The 18,926-nt window shown below is 70.0% G+C and carries 20 protein-coding genes; 9 read left to right on the forward strand and 11 right to left on the reverse strand.

Going from position 1 to position 18,926, the window contains the following annotated elements:
- Positions 1-4 precede the first annotated feature (4 nt).
- Complete coding sequence (locus AB0M73_RS30105) at positions 5-898, reverse strand: oxidoreductase (protein WP_363897394.1); 894 nt, start codon at positions 896-898, stop codon at positions 5-7.
- A 65-nt stretch (positions 899-963) separates the two neighbouring features.
- On the opposite strand from AB0M73_RS30105, the gene AB0M73_RS30110 reads away from it, so the two are divergent.
- A complete protein-coding gene (locus tag AB0M73_RS30110) occupies positions 964-1,530 on the forward strand; it encodes a TetR family transcriptional regulator (RefSeq protein WP_363897397.1) in 567 nt (188 codons plus the stop codon).
- Here AB0M73_RS30110 and AB0M73_RS30115 read toward each other — a convergent pair.
- On the reverse strand, positions 1,520-2,389 hold the full coding sequence (locus AB0M73_RS30115) for a hypothetical protein (protein ID WP_363897400.1): 870 nt from the start codon (positions 2,387-2,389) through the stop codon (positions 1,520-1,522). The genes AB0M73_RS30110 and AB0M73_RS30115 overlap by 11 nt on opposite strands.
- 69 nt (positions 2,390-2,458) lie before the next feature.
- Entirely contained in the window at positions 2,459-2,734 is a 276-nt protein-coding gene (locus tag AB0M73_RS30120; protein ID WP_043727351.1) for a YggT family protein, read from the reverse strand.
- A gap of 81 nt (positions 2,735-2,815) precedes the next feature.
- On the opposite strand from AB0M73_RS30120, the gene AB0M73_RS30125 reads away from it, so the two are divergent.
- Positions 2,816-4,081: an MFS transporter gene (locus AB0M73_RS30125; RefSeq protein ID WP_363897405.1), complete on the forward strand. Its 1,266-nt coding sequence runs from the start codon at positions 2,816-2,818 to the stop codon at positions 4,079-4,081.
- Positions 4,078-4,584, forward strand: coding sequence for a GrpB family protein (locus tag AB0M73_RS30130; RefSeq protein WP_363897408.1), 507 nt, complete (start codon positions 4,078-4,080; stop codon positions 4,582-4,584). Before AB0M73_RS30125 ends, AB0M73_RS30130 begins: the two co-directional genes overlap by 4 nt.
- Here AB0M73_RS30130 and AB0M73_RS30135 read toward each other — a convergent pair.
- The 3 genes from AB0M73_RS30135 to AB0M73_RS30145 form a co-directional block, all read right to left on the reverse strand.
- Positions 4,571-5,509, reverse strand: a complete 939-nt coding sequence (locus tag AB0M73_RS30135; RefSeq protein ID WP_363897410.1) for a hypothetical protein — start codon at positions 5,507-5,509, stop codon at positions 4,571-4,573. The two genes, AB0M73_RS30130 and AB0M73_RS30135, sit on opposite strands and share 14 nt — an antisense overlap.
- A gap of 111 nt (positions 5,510-5,620) precedes the next feature.
- Positions 5,621-8,611 (reverse strand): ATP-binding protein, encoded by a 2,991-nt coding sequence (locus AB0M73_RS30140; RefSeq protein ID WP_363897413.1) that lies wholly within the window; start codon positions 8,609-8,611, stop codon positions 5,621-5,623.
- Between the two features lie 16 nt (positions 8,612-8,627).
- Positions 8,628-9,569, reverse strand: coding sequence for a 5'-3' exonuclease H3TH domain-containing protein (locus AB0M73_RS30145; protein ID WP_363897416.1), 942 nt, complete (start codon positions 9,567-9,569; stop codon positions 8,628-8,630).
- Positions 9,570-9,667: 98 nt separating this feature from the next.
- Here AB0M73_RS30145 and AB0M73_RS30150 point away from each other — a divergent pair, with 98 nt between their 5' ends.
- Together AB0M73_RS30150 and AB0M73_RS30155 are read left to right on the forward strand one after the other, a co-directional pair.
- Positions 9,668-10,216, forward strand: coding sequence for a helix-turn-helix domain-containing protein (locus tag AB0M73_RS30150; RefSeq protein WP_043727359.1), 549 nt, complete (start codon positions 9,668-9,670; stop codon positions 10,214-10,216).
- Positions 10,213-11,478 (forward strand): MFS transporter, encoded by a 1,266-nt coding sequence (locus AB0M73_RS30155; protein WP_363897420.1) that lies wholly within the window; start codon positions 10,213-10,215, stop codon positions 11,476-11,478. Before AB0M73_RS30150 ends, AB0M73_RS30155 begins: the two co-directional genes overlap by 4 nt.
- Here the strand turns inward: AB0M73_RS30155 and AB0M73_RS30160 are convergent.
- Complete coding sequence (locus tag AB0M73_RS30160) at positions 11,446-11,739, reverse strand: hypothetical protein (RefSeq protein ID WP_363897423.1); 294 nt, start codon at positions 11,737-11,739, stop codon at positions 11,446-11,448. The two genes, AB0M73_RS30155 and AB0M73_RS30160, sit on opposite strands and share 33 nt — an antisense overlap.
- A 232-nt stretch (positions 11,740-11,971) precedes the next feature.
- Here AB0M73_RS30160 and AB0M73_RS30165 point away from each other — a divergent pair, with 232 nt between their 5' ends.
- The 3 genes from AB0M73_RS30165 (at position 11,972) to AB0M73_RS30175 (ending at position 15,037) form a co-directional block, all read left to right on the forward strand.
- Positions 11,972-13,117 carry a Xaa-Pro peptidase family protein gene (locus AB0M73_RS30165; RefSeq protein WP_363897426.1) on the forward strand — a complete coding sequence of 382 codons (1,146 nt, stop codon included), beginning with the start codon at positions 11,972-11,974 and terminating at the stop codon, positions 13,115-13,117.
- On the forward strand, positions 13,114-13,566 hold the full coding sequence (locus tag AB0M73_RS30170) for an Lrp/AsnC family transcriptional regulator (RefSeq protein WP_198047657.1): 453 nt from the start codon (positions 13,114-13,116) through the stop codon (positions 13,564-13,566). Before AB0M73_RS30165 ends, AB0M73_RS30170 begins: the two co-directional genes overlap by 4 nt.
- A gap of 160 nt (positions 13,567-13,726) precedes the next feature.
- Entirely contained in the window at positions 13,727-15,037 is a 1,311-nt protein-coding gene (locus AB0M73_RS30175) for a ricin-type beta-trefoil lectin domain protein (protein WP_363897429.1), read from the forward strand.
- A 16-nt stretch (positions 15,038-15,053) separates the two neighbouring features.
- On the opposite strand, the gene AB0M73_RS30180 is transcribed toward AB0M73_RS30175, so the two are convergent.
- A complete protein-coding gene (locus tag AB0M73_RS30180) occupies positions 15,054-15,593 on the reverse strand; it encodes a TetR/AcrR family transcriptional regulator (RefSeq protein WP_363897432.1) in 540 nt (179 codons plus the stop codon).
- Positions 15,594-15,741: 148 nt separating this feature from the next.
- Between AB0M73_RS30180 and AB0M73_RS30185 the strand changes: the two genes are divergently transcribed.
- Positions 15,742-16,647 (forward strand): MBL fold metallo-hydrolase, encoded by a 906-nt coding sequence (locus AB0M73_RS30185; protein ID WP_363897435.1) that lies wholly within the window; start codon positions 15,742-15,744, stop codon positions 16,645-16,647.
- A gap of 143 nt (positions 16,648-16,790) precedes the next feature.
- Here the strand turns inward: AB0M73_RS30185 and AB0M73_RS30190 are convergent, their stop codons facing one another.
- The 3 genes from AB0M73_RS30190 to AB0M73_RS30200 form a co-directional block, all read right to left on the reverse strand.
- Positions 16,791-17,453 carry a winged helix-turn-helix domain-containing protein gene (locus tag AB0M73_RS30190; protein ID WP_363897438.1) on the reverse strand — a complete coding sequence of 221 codons (663 nt, stop codon included), beginning with the start codon at positions 17,451-17,453 and terminating at the stop codon, positions 16,791-16,793.
- 43 nt (positions 17,454-17,496) lie between these two features.
- Complete coding sequence (locus tag AB0M73_RS30195; protein WP_363897441.1) at positions 17,497-18,537, reverse strand: GDSL-type esterase/lipase family protein; 1,041 nt, start codon at positions 18,535-18,537, stop codon at positions 17,497-17,499.
- 66 nt (positions 18,538-18,603) lie between these two features.
- The gene (locus AB0M73_RS30200; protein WP_363897444.1) at positions 18,604-18,849 is read right to left on the reverse strand and encodes a hypothetical protein; all 246 of its coding nucleotides are present in this window, start codon (positions 18,847-18,849) and stop codon (positions 18,604-18,606) included.
- Positions 18,850-18,926 lie beyond the last annotated feature (77 nt).

Consider the following 18,926-nt stretch of genomic DNA (forward strand, 5'->3'; position numbering starts at 1 on the left):
AGGCTCAAGAACTGAGGTACCGCACGTCGGTCAGCTCCTCCGACAGCTCCCACAGGCGGCGGCCCAGACGGGGGTCGGTGGCCTTGGGGGAGGGCTTCTCCAGGCGCGGGGATCCCTTGGTGCGCAACAGGTTTCCCGGGCCGATGAGGCTGCCGCCGGGCAGGTTCGGCGCCGTCGCCGCGTACAGCGTGGGCAGCGCGCCGCCGGCCATGTCCTGCACCATCGGCTTGGACAGCACATCCAGCACGGGATTGCCCAGGCCGATCTCGGGATCGACGGCGAAGCCGGGGTGGGCGGCGTGGCTGGCGATCCCGGTGCCGCCGAGGCGGCGGTCCAGCTCCAGGGTGAAGATCATGTTGGCCAGCTTGGAGCGGCCGTACGCGCGCATCGGCTTGTAGGCCCGCTCCTGCTGCGGGTCGTCGATGTCGAAGTCGTTGAACCGGTGCGAGGCGCTGGTGATCGTCACGACCCGGGCGCCCGCGCGCAGGGCCGGCAGCAGCAGGCCGGTCAGGGCGAAGTGGCCGAGGTGGTTGGTGCCGAACTGGGCCTCGAAGCCGTCCTTGGTGGTGCGCCGCTCGGGCACCACCTTCTCGCCGGCGTTGTTGATCAGGAAGTCCAGGTGCTCGTGCTCGGCCAGCACCGCCTTGGCCGTCTCCCGCACGTTGCCGAGGTCGGCCAGATCCAGGTGGACCAGGTCGATGCGGGCGTTCGGCAGCTTGGCCTTCGCCGCCGCGACCGCCTTCTCGCCGCGCTCCGGGTTGCGGGCGGCCAGTAGCACGTGGGCGCCGTGCTCGGCCAGGCCCAGCACGGCCTGATAGCCGATGCCGCTGTTCGAGCCGGTCACCAGCGCCGTCTTGCCGGTGAGGTCGGGCATGTCGGCAGTGCGCCAGGAGGTCATGCCCCAAAAGTGGCACAGCCTGCCACTTGGCGTCAAATGACACTTTGTTCCGCTAGGCTGACGCCGTGACGAAGCTGTGCGGGCTGCGCGAGCGCAAGAAGCAGCAGACCAGGTCCGCCCTGGTGGACGCCGCGCTGGCGCTGTTCGAGGCCAAGGGCTTCGATGCCGCCACCGTCGAGGAGATCGCCGCCGCCGCCGACGTCTCGCCGCGCACCTTCTTCCGGTACTTCACCGCCAAGGAAGGCGTGCTGCTCGCCGTGCACGACGAGGAGTTCACCCGGCTCCTCGACGCCGTCGACACCGCCCCCACCCTGGCCGAGGCCGTGATCACCACCATCGACGGCGACCACGAGCGCTTCCGCCGCGTGCAGGAGCTCCTCGCCCGCACCCCCGCCCTGCGCGCCACCTTTCTGGAGCGGACCGTCGAGCAGGAGCATCAACTTGTCGACAAGCTCCTGCCGCCCGACCCGACCCCGCGGCAGGTCCTGCGCACGCGCCTGCTCGTGGCCGCCACCTACGCCGCGCTGCGCGTCGCCATCGAGAGCTGGCTGACCACTCCCGACTCGCACTGCGCCGAGCACGTCACGGAGGCGCTGGCCCTGCTCGACCAGGGCCTCGCCGTCACACGCTGAACAGGCGGGGCACGTACTGCTCGGGCGGGGTCGGTTTGCAGTTCCCGCAGACCAGTTGCAGGTTCGTGTAGTCCTGCAGGCCGCCTTCGTCGGGCGACACCATGAACTCGAAGTTGGCCATCGGCATGACGGACTCGAAGATGCCCTCCACCCGCCGCTCGCAGTGCACGCAGCGGCCGAGGTCGCGGAAGAACACCGCCCGCAGGAAGTGCTCCGGCGGCGTCATCCGCCTGATCGAGCCGTCCGGCAGCACGAAGATGCCGGCGCCCGGGGCCTCCCGCAGGTGGTCGACCGGCAGGGCAGCGACCCGTGGCGCGAGGAGCTCGTGGATCCGCGCGAGCAACAGCCGGTTCGGGAAGATGATGCGGAACACCTCGTCGCACAGGTACTCGGTCAGCTCCCGGTAGTCCTCGCTGTCCGACAGGCCGATGTAGTGCGCGTGGCAGGCCTCGACGATCGGATCCTTCCGGTCGTCACCGGGCCGGACCCGGCTGATCGACCGGACGTTCTGGCCGAACGGCTCGGGCACCGTGAACATCTCGCCGTCCCGTATCCGGTGCGACTGCATCAGGACGTCCACCGGCAGATACCGCCGGCGCCGGCCGGCCTCGTCGACGTGCTCGACGTACGGCCCGTTCCTGTCGAACAGGAACATCTCGTCCATGATGACCTCGGCCAGCTGGTGCACCGCGGTCGAGGTGCACCACGGACGCACGTACTCGATCATGAGGTCCTCGAGGAAGGTGAGGTCGGCGGGATCGCGGGTGCCGCTCACCATTCGAGTGATCCTCGTGGCGATCTCGTACGCCCGGGTGTGATGGTGTTGGAGCCAGCTCCGCCGCTCAGCCTTCGAGTTCACCGGGGGGAGGGTAGTGCAGCGCGGCCGGCCGATCGGCGGCTCTCGCCGCCTCTCACCGCATCGTGGCGGTCACAGGCTGAACAGGATGCCGCGCAGGATCAGCGCCGCCACGAACACGACCGTGAACGCCAGGTCGATGCCGATGCCGCCGGCCCGTATCGGCGGCATCACCCGGCGGACCGGCGCGATCACCGGCTCGGTGCCGGCGTGCGCCAGCCGGCGCGCGCGGACCGTCCAGTACGGACCGCGACCGGCGAGCGACACCCAGTCCAGGATCATCCGGAAGATCAGCAGCAGGATGAACAGCGTCACCACGAAGCCGAGCAGCGTTCCGAGCAGGCCCATCTCGTCTCCTTCGTCTCAATACGGACAACGTCCGGACCGGTGGGGAAGTGTCCGTGCCGAACCTGTCGATACGCTCAGCGCGTGATCTCCGGCGACGTGGGGCAGCGGGTCCTGGCCAGGGCGACCTGGCGACTGGTCCCGCTGATGGCCGTGTGCTACTTCTTCGCCTACCTGGACCGGACCAACCTGTCCGTGGCGGCGTTGACCATGAACAAGCAGCTCGGGCTGTCGGCGACGGCGTACGGGCTGGGCGCCGGACTGCTGTTCGTCGGCTACGTGCTGCTGGACGCGCCGAGCAACCTGATCCTGCACCGGGTCGGGGCGCGGGTGTGGATGGCGCGGATCATGGTCGTGTGGGGGATCGTGGCCTCGGCCTGCGCGGCGATCCAGGGCGAGACCAGCTTCTTCGTGCTGCGCTTCCTGCTCGGGGTGGCCGAGGCCGGCTTCTTCCCCGGCATGATCCTCTACCTGGGCTACTGGTTCCCGGCGGCGCGGCGGGCCACGGTGACCGGCCTGTTCATGGTCGCCGTGCCGCTGTCCACGGCCATCGGCGCGCCGCTCGGCGGCTTACTGCTGGGACTGGACGGTCTCGGCGGCCTGGCCGGCTGGCGGTGGCTGTTCCTGCTGGAGGGCCTGCCGTCGATCCTGCTCGGCGTGCTGCTGCTGTGGCTGCTGCCCAACCGTCCGGCCGACGCCCGGTGGCTCAGCGCCGAGGAACGGGAGTGGATCACGTCGACCTTGGCCCGCGAGGACGCCGCGGTGCCGGAGATGTCCGTGCGACGGGCCGTCCTGCATCCTCGGGTGATCGCCCTGGGGCTGGTGTACTTCGCCATCGCGTTCGGCCTGTACGGGCTCGGGTTCTGGATGCCGACCATCCTCAAGACGTCACTCGGGCTGGCCAACCTGCCCGCCACCCTGCTGACCGCGCTGCCTTACGCCATCGGGGCGATCGCCATGGTCTGGTGGGGGCGTCGCTGTGATCGGATCGGGCGAGGAGTGGCCTACACCCTGGTCCCGATGGCCGTCGGCGGCGTAGTGCTGGCCGTGTCCGCCTTCCTGACCTCCGCCCCGTGGCTCGGCTACGTGGGGCTGTGCGCGTGCGCTATCGGCGTGATGGCCGCCTTCCCGTGCTTCTGGACGCTGCCGTCGGCCTTCCTGTCCGGCGCCGCCGTGGCCGCCGGCATCGGCGTGATCAACTCCATCGGCAACCTCTCCGGCTTCCTCGGGCCGTACTGGGTCGGGTGGATGACCGACCTGTTCGGCTCCAGCCAGTGGGGCCTGGTCACCATCGGCGCCGTCATGGTCGCCGGCGCCGTGCTCGTGTCTCGGCTGCGGGTCGCCCCGTGATCGAGATCGTCGCCTATGACCGGCGTTGGCCTTCCGTGTTCGCCTCCCTGCGGGACGGCCTGGCCGGGCCCCTAGCCGGTCTCGTCGACCGCATAGAGCACGTCGGCAGCACCGCCGTGCCCGGCCTGGCCGCCAGGGACGTCATCGACCTCACCGCCGTCGTCGACACCCTCGGCCACCTGCCCGCGGTGATCGGCCGCCTCGCCCCGCTCGGCTACAGCCACGAGGGCGACCTCGGTGTCACCGGCCGGCACGCCTTCACCACCCCCGCCGGCGCCCCCGCCCACCACCTGTACGTCTGCACCGCCGACAACCTCGACTTCGCCCAGGTGTTGGCCTTCCGCGACTACCTTCGCACCCACCCCGACACCGCCCGGGCCTACGCCGAGCTCAAGTACTTCCTCGCCTCTCGCTTCCGTGACGACCGCGCCGGCTACACCGCCGCCAAGTCGGCGTTCATCACCCGCATCGTCGCCACCGCCGCCAAGATCACTGATAGCTGACGAACTCCGGCTGCGGCGTCATCCTGAGCACCTCGTCCGGTCCCAGCATCGGCTTGTCCTGCTGGTAGAACAGCTTGAACCCCATGTGGAACTTGTCGGGGTTCGCGATGGCGTGGTAGATGTCCATCTTCGTCTCCACGCCCCCGAACCCGTCCAGGTGCTGCACCAGCGCCAGCTCCGGATGCTCCGCCACCCCCGCCAGATCCGGGATCATCGACGCCCGGAACATGTGCAGCAGCACGACTTTCTGCGGCAGGTCGCGGCTTTTCGTCAGCTCCGCCACCCAGTCCAGCACCCCGTTCACCTCCGTCGCCCCCACGTGCCCGATCACCGTGCCCGGCACCTGCCCCGGCTCCATCCGCCACTCCGCGTCCAGCGCCAGTCCCACATCCGGCTGCGCCAGCAGGTCACGGTAGGGCTGCACCGCCGACATGAAGTCCCTTTGTCCCGGTTGGACGTCCACTATGAACAGCTGATGGTGCTCGCGGGCCACGTCCAGGTACCGCTGCACCTCCTCGGACGCCACCTGGTGGCTGTACGCCCCGTCCGGCCCCGGATACCCGTCCGCCACCGTCGCGATGAACTCCATCGCCGGCTGCACCTTGCGATCCGGCGTCGCGAACCCCTGCGCCGCCTTGTCGACAGCGTCGGCCGCCTCCTCCGGCGTCCCCTGCCCCAGCACCCCCAGCGCCGGCGTGCCCCCCGTCCCGTAGTACGCCACCACCCGGTACTGCGGGAACACCGTCCTCCCACCCATCGGCAACTCCGGCGGCGGTGGCGGCGTGGTCGTCGTCGGGGCGCTGCTCGTGGCCGGCGGCAGCTTCGCCTGCTGCACCGGCGCCTCCGCCTGCGTCCGCCCCCCACACCCCGCCAGCGCCACCACCAGCACCGCTACCGCCGCGGCCGTCCCCAGTCGTGCGTCCATACGGGCGAGTACCCGACGGTGGCTCGGATTAACGTCAGAGATCGAACGACTTCCGGATCTGGTCGAGATGCCGACTGCCCTGAGCAACCGCCGGACCAGCGCCTACGGAATTCAGTCGCCATGGCGGAGTTGACGCAGCTCCGCGAGGAATTCCAGCGCGGCCGTGTACCAGGACACGCCGCTGGACTCGAGCTCGTCGACCGCTGTCGGGATCCACCCAGAGCCCAGTCGTGGCAGGTCGTACCTGAGCTGATGCAGGACGATGTCCCGGAATGCACGGCGGGTCTGCTCGTCATCCGGCCCGAATCCGTACGTGGCTATCCACAGGCACGCACGGTACTCGTCGCTCAACTCCATCGGATCCACCCGCTGGCCGGATGCCAGCCAGAGAGTGGTGAGCGCCCGTGCGGCGCTGATCAAGCCCTTGCCCGGCACGGCGTGGAACGCCATCAGCAGGTCGCCGAGCTCGCCCGTGAACGGCTCAAGGTTGTGCAGCCCCACCTCCTGCAGTCGGCCACCCGTGAATTCGACCTCCGCCCGCATCACCCAGTCGTTGTCATGCTGCATGAAAATGGTGCTGTCCCACTCCGTGGGTCTGACGTTGTAGGTCCAGTCCGCGCCGATCGGGTGGCCGGCGGGGGCGGTGTCGCCGACGACGAGGCGGACGACGCGGACCTCGTCATCCCATTCACGGACGGCCGAGAATGCGGAGACGAGAGTGGTCCACCCTTCGGACGGCAGCTGTGACCGCCACAGTTGCGCGGTCCGCGTCCACTCGATCGCGTGATCTTCCCGGTCCGGGAACAGTTGTGCGCTGGTGAGCTGGCCGGCGGTGAGGGCCGCCAACAAGAACAGGTTCGCCGAATACGTCGCCGCGCGGGCCGGCGCCGACAACCTCGCCGGCTGGTAGTTCAGAGCAGGCAGGCTCCGATGCTGGAGCGCGGTGCGGAACAGCCCCAGGAGCAGGTCGGTGACCTGGGCGATGTCCGGGCGACCGGCAAGCATCGTGCTGACGAATTCCACCACGGTGAGCCGCATGGTGAGCGGCGCGAAGGACAGCACCGCATGGAGGAACCGGTCGTCGATCTCGCGCGGACGTCCAGGCGTGCTGGGCACGGCAGCGGCAGCCACCAGGTTGTCCAACTCCTGCACCACCAACCGGGCGACCAGGAACTCGCCGAAGGTGGCGTGGAGGAACTCGTAGGTCCTGAGCAGTTTCTGGTCGTCCGTCGCTTGGGCGACGTAGACGAAGTAGAAGCGTCCGACCAGCAGTTCGGCTCGCGCGGGCTGGTCGACCATGGCGCGGAGGTCGTTGTCGAGCTCGGCCTCGGAGACCCACTGCTGGTTGCGGTTGAACATGGCGAACGCCACGACCGACAAGTGCAGCATCTCCTGGGCCACAAGCTGTTCGAGCTCGCCATCGCTGAGCGACTCGTCGGACTTCAGCACCTCGCGGCGCGTGAAGTTGGTGAGCAGTCGTTCGTAGAGGTCAGCCTCGTGCAGACGCTCGGCGTGGTGCAGGGCATTGGCATCCGAGTCGTAGATGGCCAGCAACAGCAGCAGGAGCGGTTGTCGCGCGAGTTCCTCGTATCGCAGTGCCGTGGTCGGTGGCAGCGGGCGGACGCGGCGAGCCGCCAGTGTGGCTGCGTTGCACTCGTTCCATGCCGTCAACCAGCGCTCGATCTGCCTGTCGTCAAAGGACTCCAGCAGCAGCGTGACCATGCCGGACACCGGTCTGGTCCGGTCGGCGACCGTCAGCCGGCTGGTCACCACGACCGCGAGCGGGTGGCCCAGGTCCGCCTCGCGCTGCTGGAACGCGGCGATCCGTTCCAGGTAGTTGGAGTGGCTTTGGCCGGTCGCCTGCAACAGCTCGTCGAAGCCGTCCAACAGGACCACCGGCAGCGCGTCGCCCGCGGTCGCCACCAGCTCCGACCAGGTCGTGTCGGCGCCGGTGTCGTTGCGGATCGCCACTTCGATCTGGGTCTGCAGATCGGCGTCGGTGGGGACGTCACGCAGCGGCACCCGGACCGTGAGAAAGTCGCTGGCCGGCAAGCGGGCCGGGAGCATCTGGGTGAGCAGTGATTTGCCTGCGCCGGGATGGCCGAGCACCACCAGCGGCGCCTCCGCGGCCATCGGTGACGTCAGATGGCCGACGAGGAAGTCCTGGAAGTCGGTGCGCAGCGGCTGGTCGTCCCACCAGTCGGTGCTGGTGATCTGGTCGAGGCGTGGCTGCCCGACCCGGAAGTTCGGATTGACGTAGCAGCGGTCGATCGCTGGTTCCCGCAGGTCGCCGAACGTTCGCCCGGGCCGACGGAGCACGGCCTGGTACCTCCGGGCGAGGTCGAGCCGGGTGCCGGCGGGGTCGCGGCCGATGCGCAGGCGCTCAAGGGAGACAGCCAGGCCGGCGAGCGCGACGTCGACGTGCGCACGAGTCGCTCGGTGGTCAAGCTGGTTGGCCCAGTAGCCGAACTCCGGGAACTCCAGGGCCAGCCGGCGGAACATCTCCGCGTACCGTGCGGCGGCGCGATCCGGCACGACTCGGAGACGATCCAGGATCGCGGCGCGCTGGCCGCCGGCGAGGACGTCCCAGGAGGCCAAGCCTTCGAGGAACGCCTGGAGCGACAGGGTCAGTGAAAGATAGTGAGCGCGTAGATCCGCCGTGTGCTGCTCCGAGTGCATGCTGGGCATCGGGACCGGCGGGGCCTTGTCCAATATCAGCCCCTGGAAGGACGCATGCCCACTTTCCAGGGCAACCGCCACCTGCTCGGCCTTGGTCGGGCGTAGTTCTCGCGGAAGGCCGATCTCGCTGAGGCAATCGAAGAACGCGGCCATCTCCGCGACCGCGTTCGCCGCCTCCAGTCGACGGGTCCGGTCGTATCGACTCAGTCCGCGTACCCGGTCGCCGAGGCCGCCGATCAACTCGTTGCTGATCTTGAACAGTTCCGCCTTGGCGTCGAAGAGGCTGAGCGCCAAGGCGGGGCTGAACACCGAAGCCGTCAGCAGTGCCCCGCCGAACAGCTTGTCCAGGGCGGCGACCACTGTGGTCTCAGGGCCGCCGCCCAGCAACACCGCCGCGTCCCGGTACGACAGACCGCGAGCCAACGCGACCTCCTCGGTCTCAGCTCCTCAGTGCGGCAATGAGACGGTCCACGGAGGTCCCCAGGTTCCAGCGCTTCTTCAACGCCAGGAGGCGGTCGACGTCGGCGGGGCCGGCCGGGACGGGGTCGGGGCGGTCGAGGACGACGGGGGCGTCGACGGCGACGCGGACGACGGTGGGGGCGGCGGCGAGGTAGGGGGCGGCCTCGGTGAGCTTGGTGCGGATGCGGGCGGTGAGGCGGCGGTCGCGGGGGTCGGAGACGGCGGTCAGGACGCCGGCCAGCGAGCCGAAGTCGGTGATGAGCTTGGCGGCGGTCTTCTCGCCGATGCCGGGGACGCCGGGGAGGCCGTCGGAGGGGTCGCCGCGCAGGACGGCCATCTCGGCGTAGGCGTCGCCCGCCGAGTCGACGGGGAGGGAGTACTTGGCGGCGAGCTCGGGGGGACCGATGATCTCGACCTTGTTCCAGCCCCGGCCGACGTACATGACGGTGACGGGGGTGGGGGAGAAGCGGACCAGCTGGAAGAGGTCGCGGTCGCCGGTGACGACCTCGACGGGGGAGGCCTTCTCGGCGTGGGCGAGGGCGCCGATGACGTCGTCGGCCTCGTAGCCGACGGCCTCGGCGGTGGCCAGGCCGGCGGCGTCGAGCAGGTCGAGGATGATCGGCACCTGGGGAGTGAGGGCGTCGGGCACCTCCTCCTCGGAGCCGTCGCCGGCCTCGGCGACCCGGTGCGCCTTGTACGAAGGCAGGGCCTCGACCCGGAACGCGGGCCGCCAGTCGGCGTCGAGACAGGCGACCAGCCGCGAGGGCTTCCGCTCGATGAGGATGCGGGCGACGGTGTCGGCGAAGCCGCGCACGGCGTTGACCGGCTGGCCGTCGGGGGAGGTCATGGAGTCCGGCAGCGCGTAGAACGACCGGAAGTACAGGCTGGCCGAGTCCAGGAGCACCAGCGGGGCAGCGGTCATCGCACAAGTCAACCAGCTACCCCTGACAGGCCACGATCCGAGGGGCAATTGCAGAGAAACCTCTGCAAAGGATCCTCTGCGGTCGCTACGGTGGACCCATGACGGAGATCAGGCTCGACGCGAAGACGCTGCGGGCCCTGGCCCACCCGCTGCGGATCAGGCTGCTGGGCCTGCTCAGGGCGGACGGCCCGGCGACGGCGACGGGCCTGGCGCAGCGGGTGGGGGAGACGAGCGGCACCACCAGCTGGCACCTGCGCCAACTGGCCGACCACGGCCTGATCGAGCAGGACGAGGAGCGCGGCAACAAGCGGGAACGCTGGTGGAAGGCGGCCTACGAGTCGACCGAGCTGCGCATCGAGGACTTCCGCGACGACGAGGACTCGGCCGGCGCCCTCAACGCCTACCTGTACGAGATCGCCTCCAGCAGCTATCGCCGGATGACGACCTTCCTGGGCCAGGACTGGGAACAGTCGTGGCGGGAGTCGTTCGTCATGTCCGACCAGGAGCTCCCGCTCACCCCGGCCGAGCTCAAGGCCATGCGCGACGAACTGCACGAGGTGATCGACAAGTACCGCCGGCCCGAGCGCCCGGGCGACGAGATCGTGGTGACCCAGCTCCAGGGCTTCCCGAGGAAGACCCAACGATGAAAATCCCCCTGTTGGCCCTGCTCGCGGGCACCACCATCTCGGGCGTCGGCACGGCGATGACGGTCCTGTCCATCCCCTGGTACGTCCTGCACACGACCGGCAGCGCCGCCCAGATGGGCCTGGTCGGGGCGGCCGAGGTCGCCGGCCTCATCGTCTCCTCGGCGCTGGGCGGCCCGCTGGTCGACCGGATCCAGCCTCGCCTGGTGAGCATCGGCTCGGACGCGCTGGCGGCGATCATGGTCGGCCTGGTCCCGCTGCTCGCCGCGGTCAACGCCCTGCCGCTCGAAGCCCTCATAGCGCTGGTCGTCGTGCAGGGCCTGACCAGGTCTCCAGGCGGCACGGCCGTCGACGCGCTGCTCCCCTCGACCGCGAAGTTGGCGAGAACGCCGATCTCCCGCGCATCGAGCCTGTTGGAGGGCGCGGGCCGCACCGGACGGCTGCTCGGCGGGGCGTCGGCCGGCCTCTTGATCGCGTTCCTCGGCCCGGCCGAGGTCCTGTACGTCGACGCGGCCACCTACCTCGCATCGGCCCTGCTGACCACGGCGTTCATCCACGTCGACATCGCGCAGGCCAAGCCACAGCCCTGGTCGCCCAAGGGCCACCTCGCCGAGCTGAAAGACGGCATCCGCTACCTGAAGGCCGAGCGCCTGCTGGCCGCCGTGGTCCTGATGGTCATGGCCACCAACACCCTCGACGGCGCCTACGGCTCCGTCCTGCTGCCCTCGTTCGGCAACGAGGTCCTGCACAGCAGCGTCCTGCTCGGTCTGATGGTCGGCACGTCCAGCGCCGGTTCGCTGTGCGGGATCGTCTTCTACGGGACGTTCGGCGAACGACTGCCGACCTGGGTCACCTACTCCGTGGCGTTCCTGCTGACCGGTGCGCCGCGACTGATCACCATGGCGATGGAGCCGTCGCTGACGGTGCTGTTCCTGGTGACAGCGGTGACGTCGTTCGCCTCCGGCATGATCAACCCGATCCTGCTGAGCCAGCTGTTCACGCGGGTGCCGGAGTCGATGCGCGGCCGAGTGTTCGGCGTGGTGGCGGCTGGCGCCCAGGTGGGGATGCCGCTGGGCGCGCTGGCCGGCGGCGCGACGGTGCAGTTCGCGGGGTTGACCACGGCGTTGCTGGTCACCGCTGGTCTCTATCTCACGGTGACGCTGTGCCCGTTCGTGTTCCGGGTCTGGCGTCGGCTCGACGAGCCACTGCCCGTGAGCGTGAAAGGCGAGTCGTCAGGCGACCACGTCGGGGGTGCGGTCGCCTGACGACTCGGGCTCGGGGGTGGGCCTGCGGCTCACGATCGTCACCCGGCCGGCGGCCAGCGCGTCGTCCTCACGCCGCGGCATCGGCAGCGGGGGGACCAGCTGCCCGGACTCGGCCAGCTCGCGCAGCAGCCGGTCGGTGGACCGTCGGGTGCGCCGCAGGCTGATCGGCCTGGTCACGGCCCGTGTGGGGGCCGGGTGGAGGATGTGCGCCCAGCAGCCGAGCGCCACCACAACGAGTGCTGACGTCCACAAAACGAACATCATCTACTCCTCGCGGTCACTCTCTGTTTATCGGCCGATCGACTTGCGTCGACTTGAGCCCCCAATCGGGTGACAGGTATGGAGTTAACCGGCACAGCGCGCTAGAAACATCCGCCATCTGGACGCGTGCACCTCCGGTGACCGGAAAGTTATCCAGAAGCACCCCCTTCGGGCGGGGGCCGCTTCGAACGCATGATCCGCTTGCCGGCCGACCTCGCTAGGCTCTTGCCTCATGTCCGTCAGCGCAGCCCCGATCGACGTCGAGTCCCTCCGTGACCGCTTCCGCCGGGCCGCCGAGGCCGCCGCGTCGGCCGGTGTCGACGCCCTGCTCGTGTCCCCCGGTTCCGACCTGCGCTATCTGCTCGGCGCCGGCGGCTCCTCGTTCGAACGGCTGACCTGTCTGGTTCTGCCGGCCGCGGGCAGCGCGGCCGAGCCGGCGCTGGTGGTGCCCAAGCTGGAGCAGCCCGGCTACGCCGGCGTGCCGACCGAGGCCCTTGGCGTACACGTGGCGACGTGGGTCGACGGCGAAGACCCGTACCGACTAGTGGCCGACCTGCTCAAGGGCACGGCGAAGTCCATGGCCGTGACGGACATGATGCCGGCGCTGCACGCCCTGGGCCTGCGCGACGCGGTGCCGGACGCGAGGCAGGGCCTGGCCGGCCCGGTGTTGCGCGAGTTGCGGATGCGCAAGGACGACGGCGAGATCGAGGCGCTGCGCAAGGCGGGCGCGGCGATCGACCGGGTGCACGCGCGGATGGGCGAGTGGCTGCGCCCCGGCCGCACCGAGGCCGAGGTCGGCGCGGACATCGCGGCGGCGATCGTGGAGGAGGGGCACGAGGTGGCGGAGTTCGTCATCGTCGGCTCCGGCCCCAACGGCGCCAGCCCGCACCACGGCGTCTCCGACCGGGTCATCGAAGCCGGCGACGTGGTCGTGGTCGACATCGGCGGCCCGGTGCCGGAGGGCTACAACTCCGACTCCACGCGCACCTACTCGGTGGGTGTGCCGGGCTTCGACGACGTCATGGACACCTACGCCGTCCTCAAGAACGCGCAGCAGGCCGCGGTCGACGCCGCCGGCCCGGGCGTGACCGCCGAGGCGGTGGACGCGGCGGCGCGCGACGTCATCGCCGACGCCGGCTTCGGAGAGTACTTCGTGCACCGCACCGGCCACGGCATCGGCCTGGACGTGCACGAGGACCCGTACATCGTCAGCGGCAACGACCTCGTGCTGGAGGTCGGCATGGCCTTCAGCGTCGAGCCCGGCATCTACCTGCCCGGCCGCTGGGGCGCCCGGATCGAGGACATCGTCGTCGTCAGCGAGGAGGGCGCGGTGCGCCTCAACACCCGCCCGCACGAGCTGGTGGTGCTGCCCTCGTGACGACACCGCTGGAACCGATCGACCGCGCCATCCTGCGCGAGCTGACCCAGGACGGCCGGTGCAGCTTCACCGACCTCGCCGAGCGCGTGGGGCTGAGCGTGTCCGCCGTGCACCAGCGGGTGCGGCGGCTGGAGCAGCGGGGTGTCCTCAAGGGGTACGCCGCGCGCGTGGACGGCGAGCAGGTGGGCCTGCCGCTGACGGCGTTCATCTCGCTGACGCCGATCGACCCGGCCGCCCCGGACGACTATCCGCACCGGCTGGAGCACCTGGCAGCGGTCGAGGCGTGCTACTCGGTGGCCGGCGACGCCTCCTACGTGCTGAAGGTGCGGGTCGCCGGTCCGACCGCGCTGGAGGAGCTGCTGCGGCAGATCCGGGAGCAGGCCAACGTGTCCACCCGCACCACGGTGGTGCTGTCCACCCCGTACGAGGACCGCCCGCCGGGCGTGTGAGGCGCCTTTCCGCGCCGCTTGTCCGGTTTTTCTGGGCCGATAGGTCGAACGGGCTATTGCCGTCGGGGAATGGGAGCGCTTCCATGAGTTTCGGCAGGTCCTGCCCTGCCGTGAAGCGCTGTCGGCCGCCACGGCGACCGCCGACCCTGTGGAGTCAACGATGACCCTGCCTGTCAGAACCCTGCTCAGACGCTCGATGTCCCTGCTCTCCGTCGGCGCGATGACGGTGCTGCTCACCGCGTTCGCCGGCGCCCAGGCCCAGGGCGACGTGCCCGCGCCGCCGGCCGGCTGGACCACCGTGTTCAGCGACGACTTCAACGGCTCCGCGGGCAGCCCCGTGAACGGCGCGAACTGGATGTACAACACCGGCCCCGGCTCGAACTTCGGCACCGGTGAGATCGAGACGATGACCAACTCGACCAACAACGTCCGGCTCGACGGCAACGGCAACCTCCAGCTGATCGCGCTGGGGTCGGGCAACAACTGGACGTCCGGCCGGATCCAGACGCCGTCGGCCGTGGCCGGCGCGCCGGCGGGCGGCAAGCTCGAGGTCACCGCGTCCATCCAGCAGCCCAACCCGGGCAGCGGCCTCGGCTACTGGCCGGCGTTCTGGATGCTGGGCCAGGGGCAGTGGCCGGAGAACGGCGAGATCGACATCATGGAGGACGTCAACGCGCGTTCCCAGGTCGCCGGCACCATCCACTGTGGAGTGTCCCCGGGCGGCCCGTGCAACGAGGGCAACGGCATCGGCAGCGGGCTGCGCGCCTGCGGCGGCTGCCAGACCGGCTTCCACACGTACACGATGATCCTGGACCGCACCAACACGTCCAACGAGTCGATCACCTTCTACCTGGACGGGGCCTCGTACTTCACGGTCACCGAGGGCCAGGTCGGCACGGCCACCTGGCAGCAGGCCTACGACCACAACCTGACGATCCTGTTCGACCTGGCCATGGGCGGCGCGTTCCCGAACGGCGTGTGCGGCTGCACCTCGCCGAACGGCGCCACGACTTCCGGCGGGGCCATGACCGTCCAGTACGTCGCCGCGTACACCACCAGCGGTGGGGGCGGGAACCCGCCGCCGCCCGGCGGCGGCGCGATCACGGGCTACGCCGGCCTGTGCCTCGACGACAATGCCGCGAGCACCGCCAACGGCTCGCACATTCAGGTCTACACCTGCAACGGCAGCGCGGCCCAGCAGTGGAGCTTCGTGCAGGCCGGCACGACCCTGCACGTGTTGGGCAAGTGCATGGACATCGCGGGCGGCGGCACGGCCAACGGCACCAAGGTCCAGCTGTACGACTGCAACAACACCGGCGCGCAGGTGTGGATACCGCAGTCCAACGGCACGTTCTACAACCCGCAGTCCAACAAGTGCCTGGATGATCCCGCGTACTCCACGACGCCGGGCACCCAGGTGCAGATCTGGGACTGCGCCGGCACTGCCAATCAGATCTGGCACCTGTCCTGATCGATGCGGGCGGCCGTCAGACGGCGGTCGCCCGCTCCAGCAGGGCGATGGCGCCCTCCACGGCGTCGGTGAACGGCTCGGTGTTCCCGGCCGCTCGGGCCAGCACGTAGCCACCCTGCAGTACGGCCAGGAACGTGTCGGCCAGGCGGGCGTCGAGGCCGCCTTCGGCGAGGATTTCCCTTAGCTGGCCACGAATCCAGTCGAAGTGCTCGGCGATGGGGGAGCGGAGCGCGTCGCTGGCGATGATCTCCGGGTCCTGCGCGAGCACGCCCATCGGGCAGCCGCGCAGGATTTCCCGTTCCCGGCGCAGCCAGCCGGCGATGCGCTCGGCCGGCGAGCCGGGGGAGGAGAGCTCACGTTCGGCGGTGGCGGTGAGCTCCTCGGCGTTGCGGGTGATCGCGGCCAGCGCGAGGTCCTGCTTGCCGGCGAAGTGGTGGTACATGCTGCCCTGGCCGGCGTCCGCGCGCTGCTGGATGGCCTTCGGGCTGGTGCCGGTGTAGCCACGCTCGCGCAGCAGCTCCCGGGTGCTCTCGACCAGCCGGTCGCGGGTGGACATGGCCGAACTGTACCTACTGTTATGTACGTACAGTGGCACTATGACTTCAGTGAAGACTGAACATAGACACAGTGACCCGTGCCGCGGATTACGTCGAGTGAGACGAAAAGCCGCCAGGAGACCTCAGACGGCCGGTAGAACAAGATCCATGGCTGAAGTGGGGTTCCTGAACGAGCAGTCCGCGGTGCGTCGGCTGGAGCTGGGCGACACCCGGCTCACCTTCGTGGTCGACGGCGCGATGGCGTTGGAGGCGCGGGCCTTCTTCCCGGCGGTGCCGGGGGAGTTCTGGGGCGAACACCCCGAAATGGTCGACGCGCGGGGGCGCATCGCGATGTCCGCCGGCGGACTGCTGGTGGAGCGGGCCGACCGCAAGCTGTTGATCGACGCCGGCCTCGGACCGTTGGCCGGGCCGATCACGGTGGGGGAGCGGCACCTCGGGGCGGCCGACTGCGGCGCGATGCCCGACACCCTGGCCGCGTTGGGCGTCGACCCCGGCGGCATCGACACCGTGGCCTACACGCATCTGCACGTGGATCACGTGGGCTGGGCGTTCGTGGACGGGCAGAAGTTCTTCCCCAACGCCCGCTACCTGGTGGCGGCGGAGGAGTGGGCGCCGCACGAGCACGGTGTCGAGGTGCCCGGCGTGCTGGAGGAGATAACCGTGGCGCCTATGCGCGGCAACCACGAGCTGATCCGCGAGGGCGACGAGGTGTGGCCGGGGGTGCGGGCCATCGTGATGTCCGGCCACACACCGGGGCACACGTCGTATGTGGTGTCCACCGACGCCGGCCGGATCGTCGCCTTCGGCGACGCCTTCCACGCGCCGGCCCAGATCACCCATCCCGAGTGGGGATCGATGCCCGACACCGACACCGCGGGCGTGCTCAAGGCCCGCGCTCGGCTGGTGGGGGAGTTGGAGCAGCCCGGCACCTTGGGCTTCGGCACGCACTTCGGCGACCAGGCCTTCGGCCGCCTGGTACGCAACGAGGCGGGGTTCCCGGCATGGGAGCCGGTGGCAGCGGAGTACCTGCTGGCCGCACCTCGCAGTGTCTAGCTAGATAATATCACTATAGCTTCAGTGACGACTAAATAGAGTGCTCTAACGAGCACAAAAGCAACTACCAGCACGGACCAAAGCGCGAAAGCGTCGACGAAGGCGGTGATCCGGCCAGCGTTCGTGGACACCGCGTACGGCGCCTACAGCGAGGCGCCGAGCACGGCGAAGGCCTGGGGGTCGAGGAGCTTGATGCTGCGGTCGGGGCCGCGGGCGACCCAGGCGTGGTCGAGGGCGTGCTGGAGGAGGGCGGCGGGCAGGGAGCCGCTGAGGTGTTCGCGGCGCTCGGTCCAGTCGAGGCATTCGCGGAGCAGGGGGCGGCGGCCGCCGGGGAGCTTGATCTCCAAGGCGTCGAGCACCTCGTGGCCCCGAGGGGTGAGGGCGAGGCCGCTGGCGGTGGAGATCAGGCCAGCGGTCAGCATGCCGGCGCGCAGGGCGACGCCGAGGTGCCCGGCGATGTGGTCGTAGCAGGTGCGGGCGAAGGCCAGCCGCTCGGCACGCCGGGACGAGCGCAGGCTGTGGGGCTGGGGGATCGGGTCTGCGAGCTCGTTGAGCTGCTCGATCAGGTCGGCCACGCGGGAATCGGTGAGCCGCACGTAGCGGTGCCGGCCCTGCTTGACCGTCTCGACGAAGCCGGCGGCGGCCAGGCGGGTCACCTGCTCGGTGGCCGAGGGTGGCGCGACGCCGGCCATCTTGCCCAGCTCGCCGACGGTCCAGGCGCGGCCGTCGATCAGGGCCATGCACATGGCGGCCCGGGTGGGGTCGGCGAGGACGGCGGCGACTTCGGCCAGCGGGTGCGCGCGCATGCCCCCACGCTAGGCAACTTCTAGTTCGGGGGCCGCCGAACTGTCACGTGGTGGGCAGGGCCAGTTGGACGTCGCCGTGGCCGTCGGGGACACAGGCGGCGTGGCGGACGGTGAGCGTGAGGAACTGGCTCATGCACCGGGCGAAGGCGGTGTAACCGGCGGCGTTGGGGTGGAACGACTGCTGGAGGGCGTGGGTGTAGCGCGTCTTGTCCTGGATGTCGCCCAGGTTGAGGGTGAGGCGGGTGAACCACTCCTGGCCGCCGGTGCAGGCCTCGTGGCCGACGCCGGCGCGGGAGAGGTCCAGGAAGCGGGCACCGCCCTGGTCGGCGGCTCGGCGGATGCCGTCGTTGAGGACGGGGACGGCGCGGTCCTGGACCCAGTGCAGGTCGTCGGTGCGCAGCGGGCAGCCGCTGACGTTCTGCAGGCTGCGCAGGATGTCGGGGGCTACGGGGGCGGCGTAGGACTGGAGCACCAGTTGGTAGGCGCTGTCGGCGTATCCGTGTTCGATCATGACGCGGCGGATGTCGCGCAGCGCGGCGACGACCTTGGGCACCATGGCGTTGACGCGGTTCTGCCAGGTGGGGTCGGCCTTCTTGCCGCAGCCGGGTTTGGTGGTGGCGAAGATGGCGTCGACGCAGCTGGTGAGCAGGGGGCCGAACTCGGGGTCGTCGTTGGCGCCGACGGCCACGACGACGGCGTCGATGCGGTAGGTGCTGGCGATCGCGCCGAGCTGGGCGGCCTGGCTGGGCTCGATGGGGTGTTGGCCGTCGAGCCGGATGGCCTGGGAGTTGGCGCCGGAGCAGGCGAAGTTGAAGATCTTGGTGACGTCCGGGAGCTTGATGCGCTGGACCATGGCCTGCGGGGCTCGGTGGCACCAGTTGCCGCCCGGGCCGTCGGTGTCGGGCGTGTAGTTGCCGGCGCCCTCGCCGGACATGGTCGAGTCGCCGAGGGCGACTACGGCGTGCGGGACGTTCTCGGGTGGCCGAGGGGGCGGCACGATGCGGTTGTCGCCGGTGAGCAGGAGGAGGGCGAACACCGGGAAGACGATCAGGATGATCGCGGCCCGGCGGAGGAAGTTCCGCATCGCTGCGTGAGTCTAGGCCACGGGCGCTGCCCCCGGGCCTTCGGGGGCAGCGTCGGGTAATTCGTTTTACTGGGAGATTCGTTCGAGCTGCCACTTGTTTCCGGAGCCGACGCAGATGTAGTGCGTGTAGGTGTCGCCGGGGTGGGTGGCCCGCCATCCCTGGAGGTGTTCCTGGCCGGCTTGGGTGCAGGCGCTGTTGGACGGGAACACGCCGTCGGGCGTGACCGTGACGGCGGCGGCGATTCCGGTGAGGCCCAGGCCGAGCAGGCCGGCGGCGCCGACGGTGACGGCTGCGCGCGTGATGAGACGCATGGCTACTCCCTGTGGGGGCTGGTGCGCCGGAGGGGCGCGTTTTCGACGCTAGTGGCGTCGGAATTCGTCCCACAAGG

The sequence above is a fragment of the Kutzneria sp. NPDC051319 genome, from assembly GCF_040682195.1.
In the GTDB taxonomy this organism is placed as follows: domain Bacteria; phylum Actinomycetota; class Actinomycetes; order Mycobacteriales; family Pseudonocardiaceae; genus Kutzneria.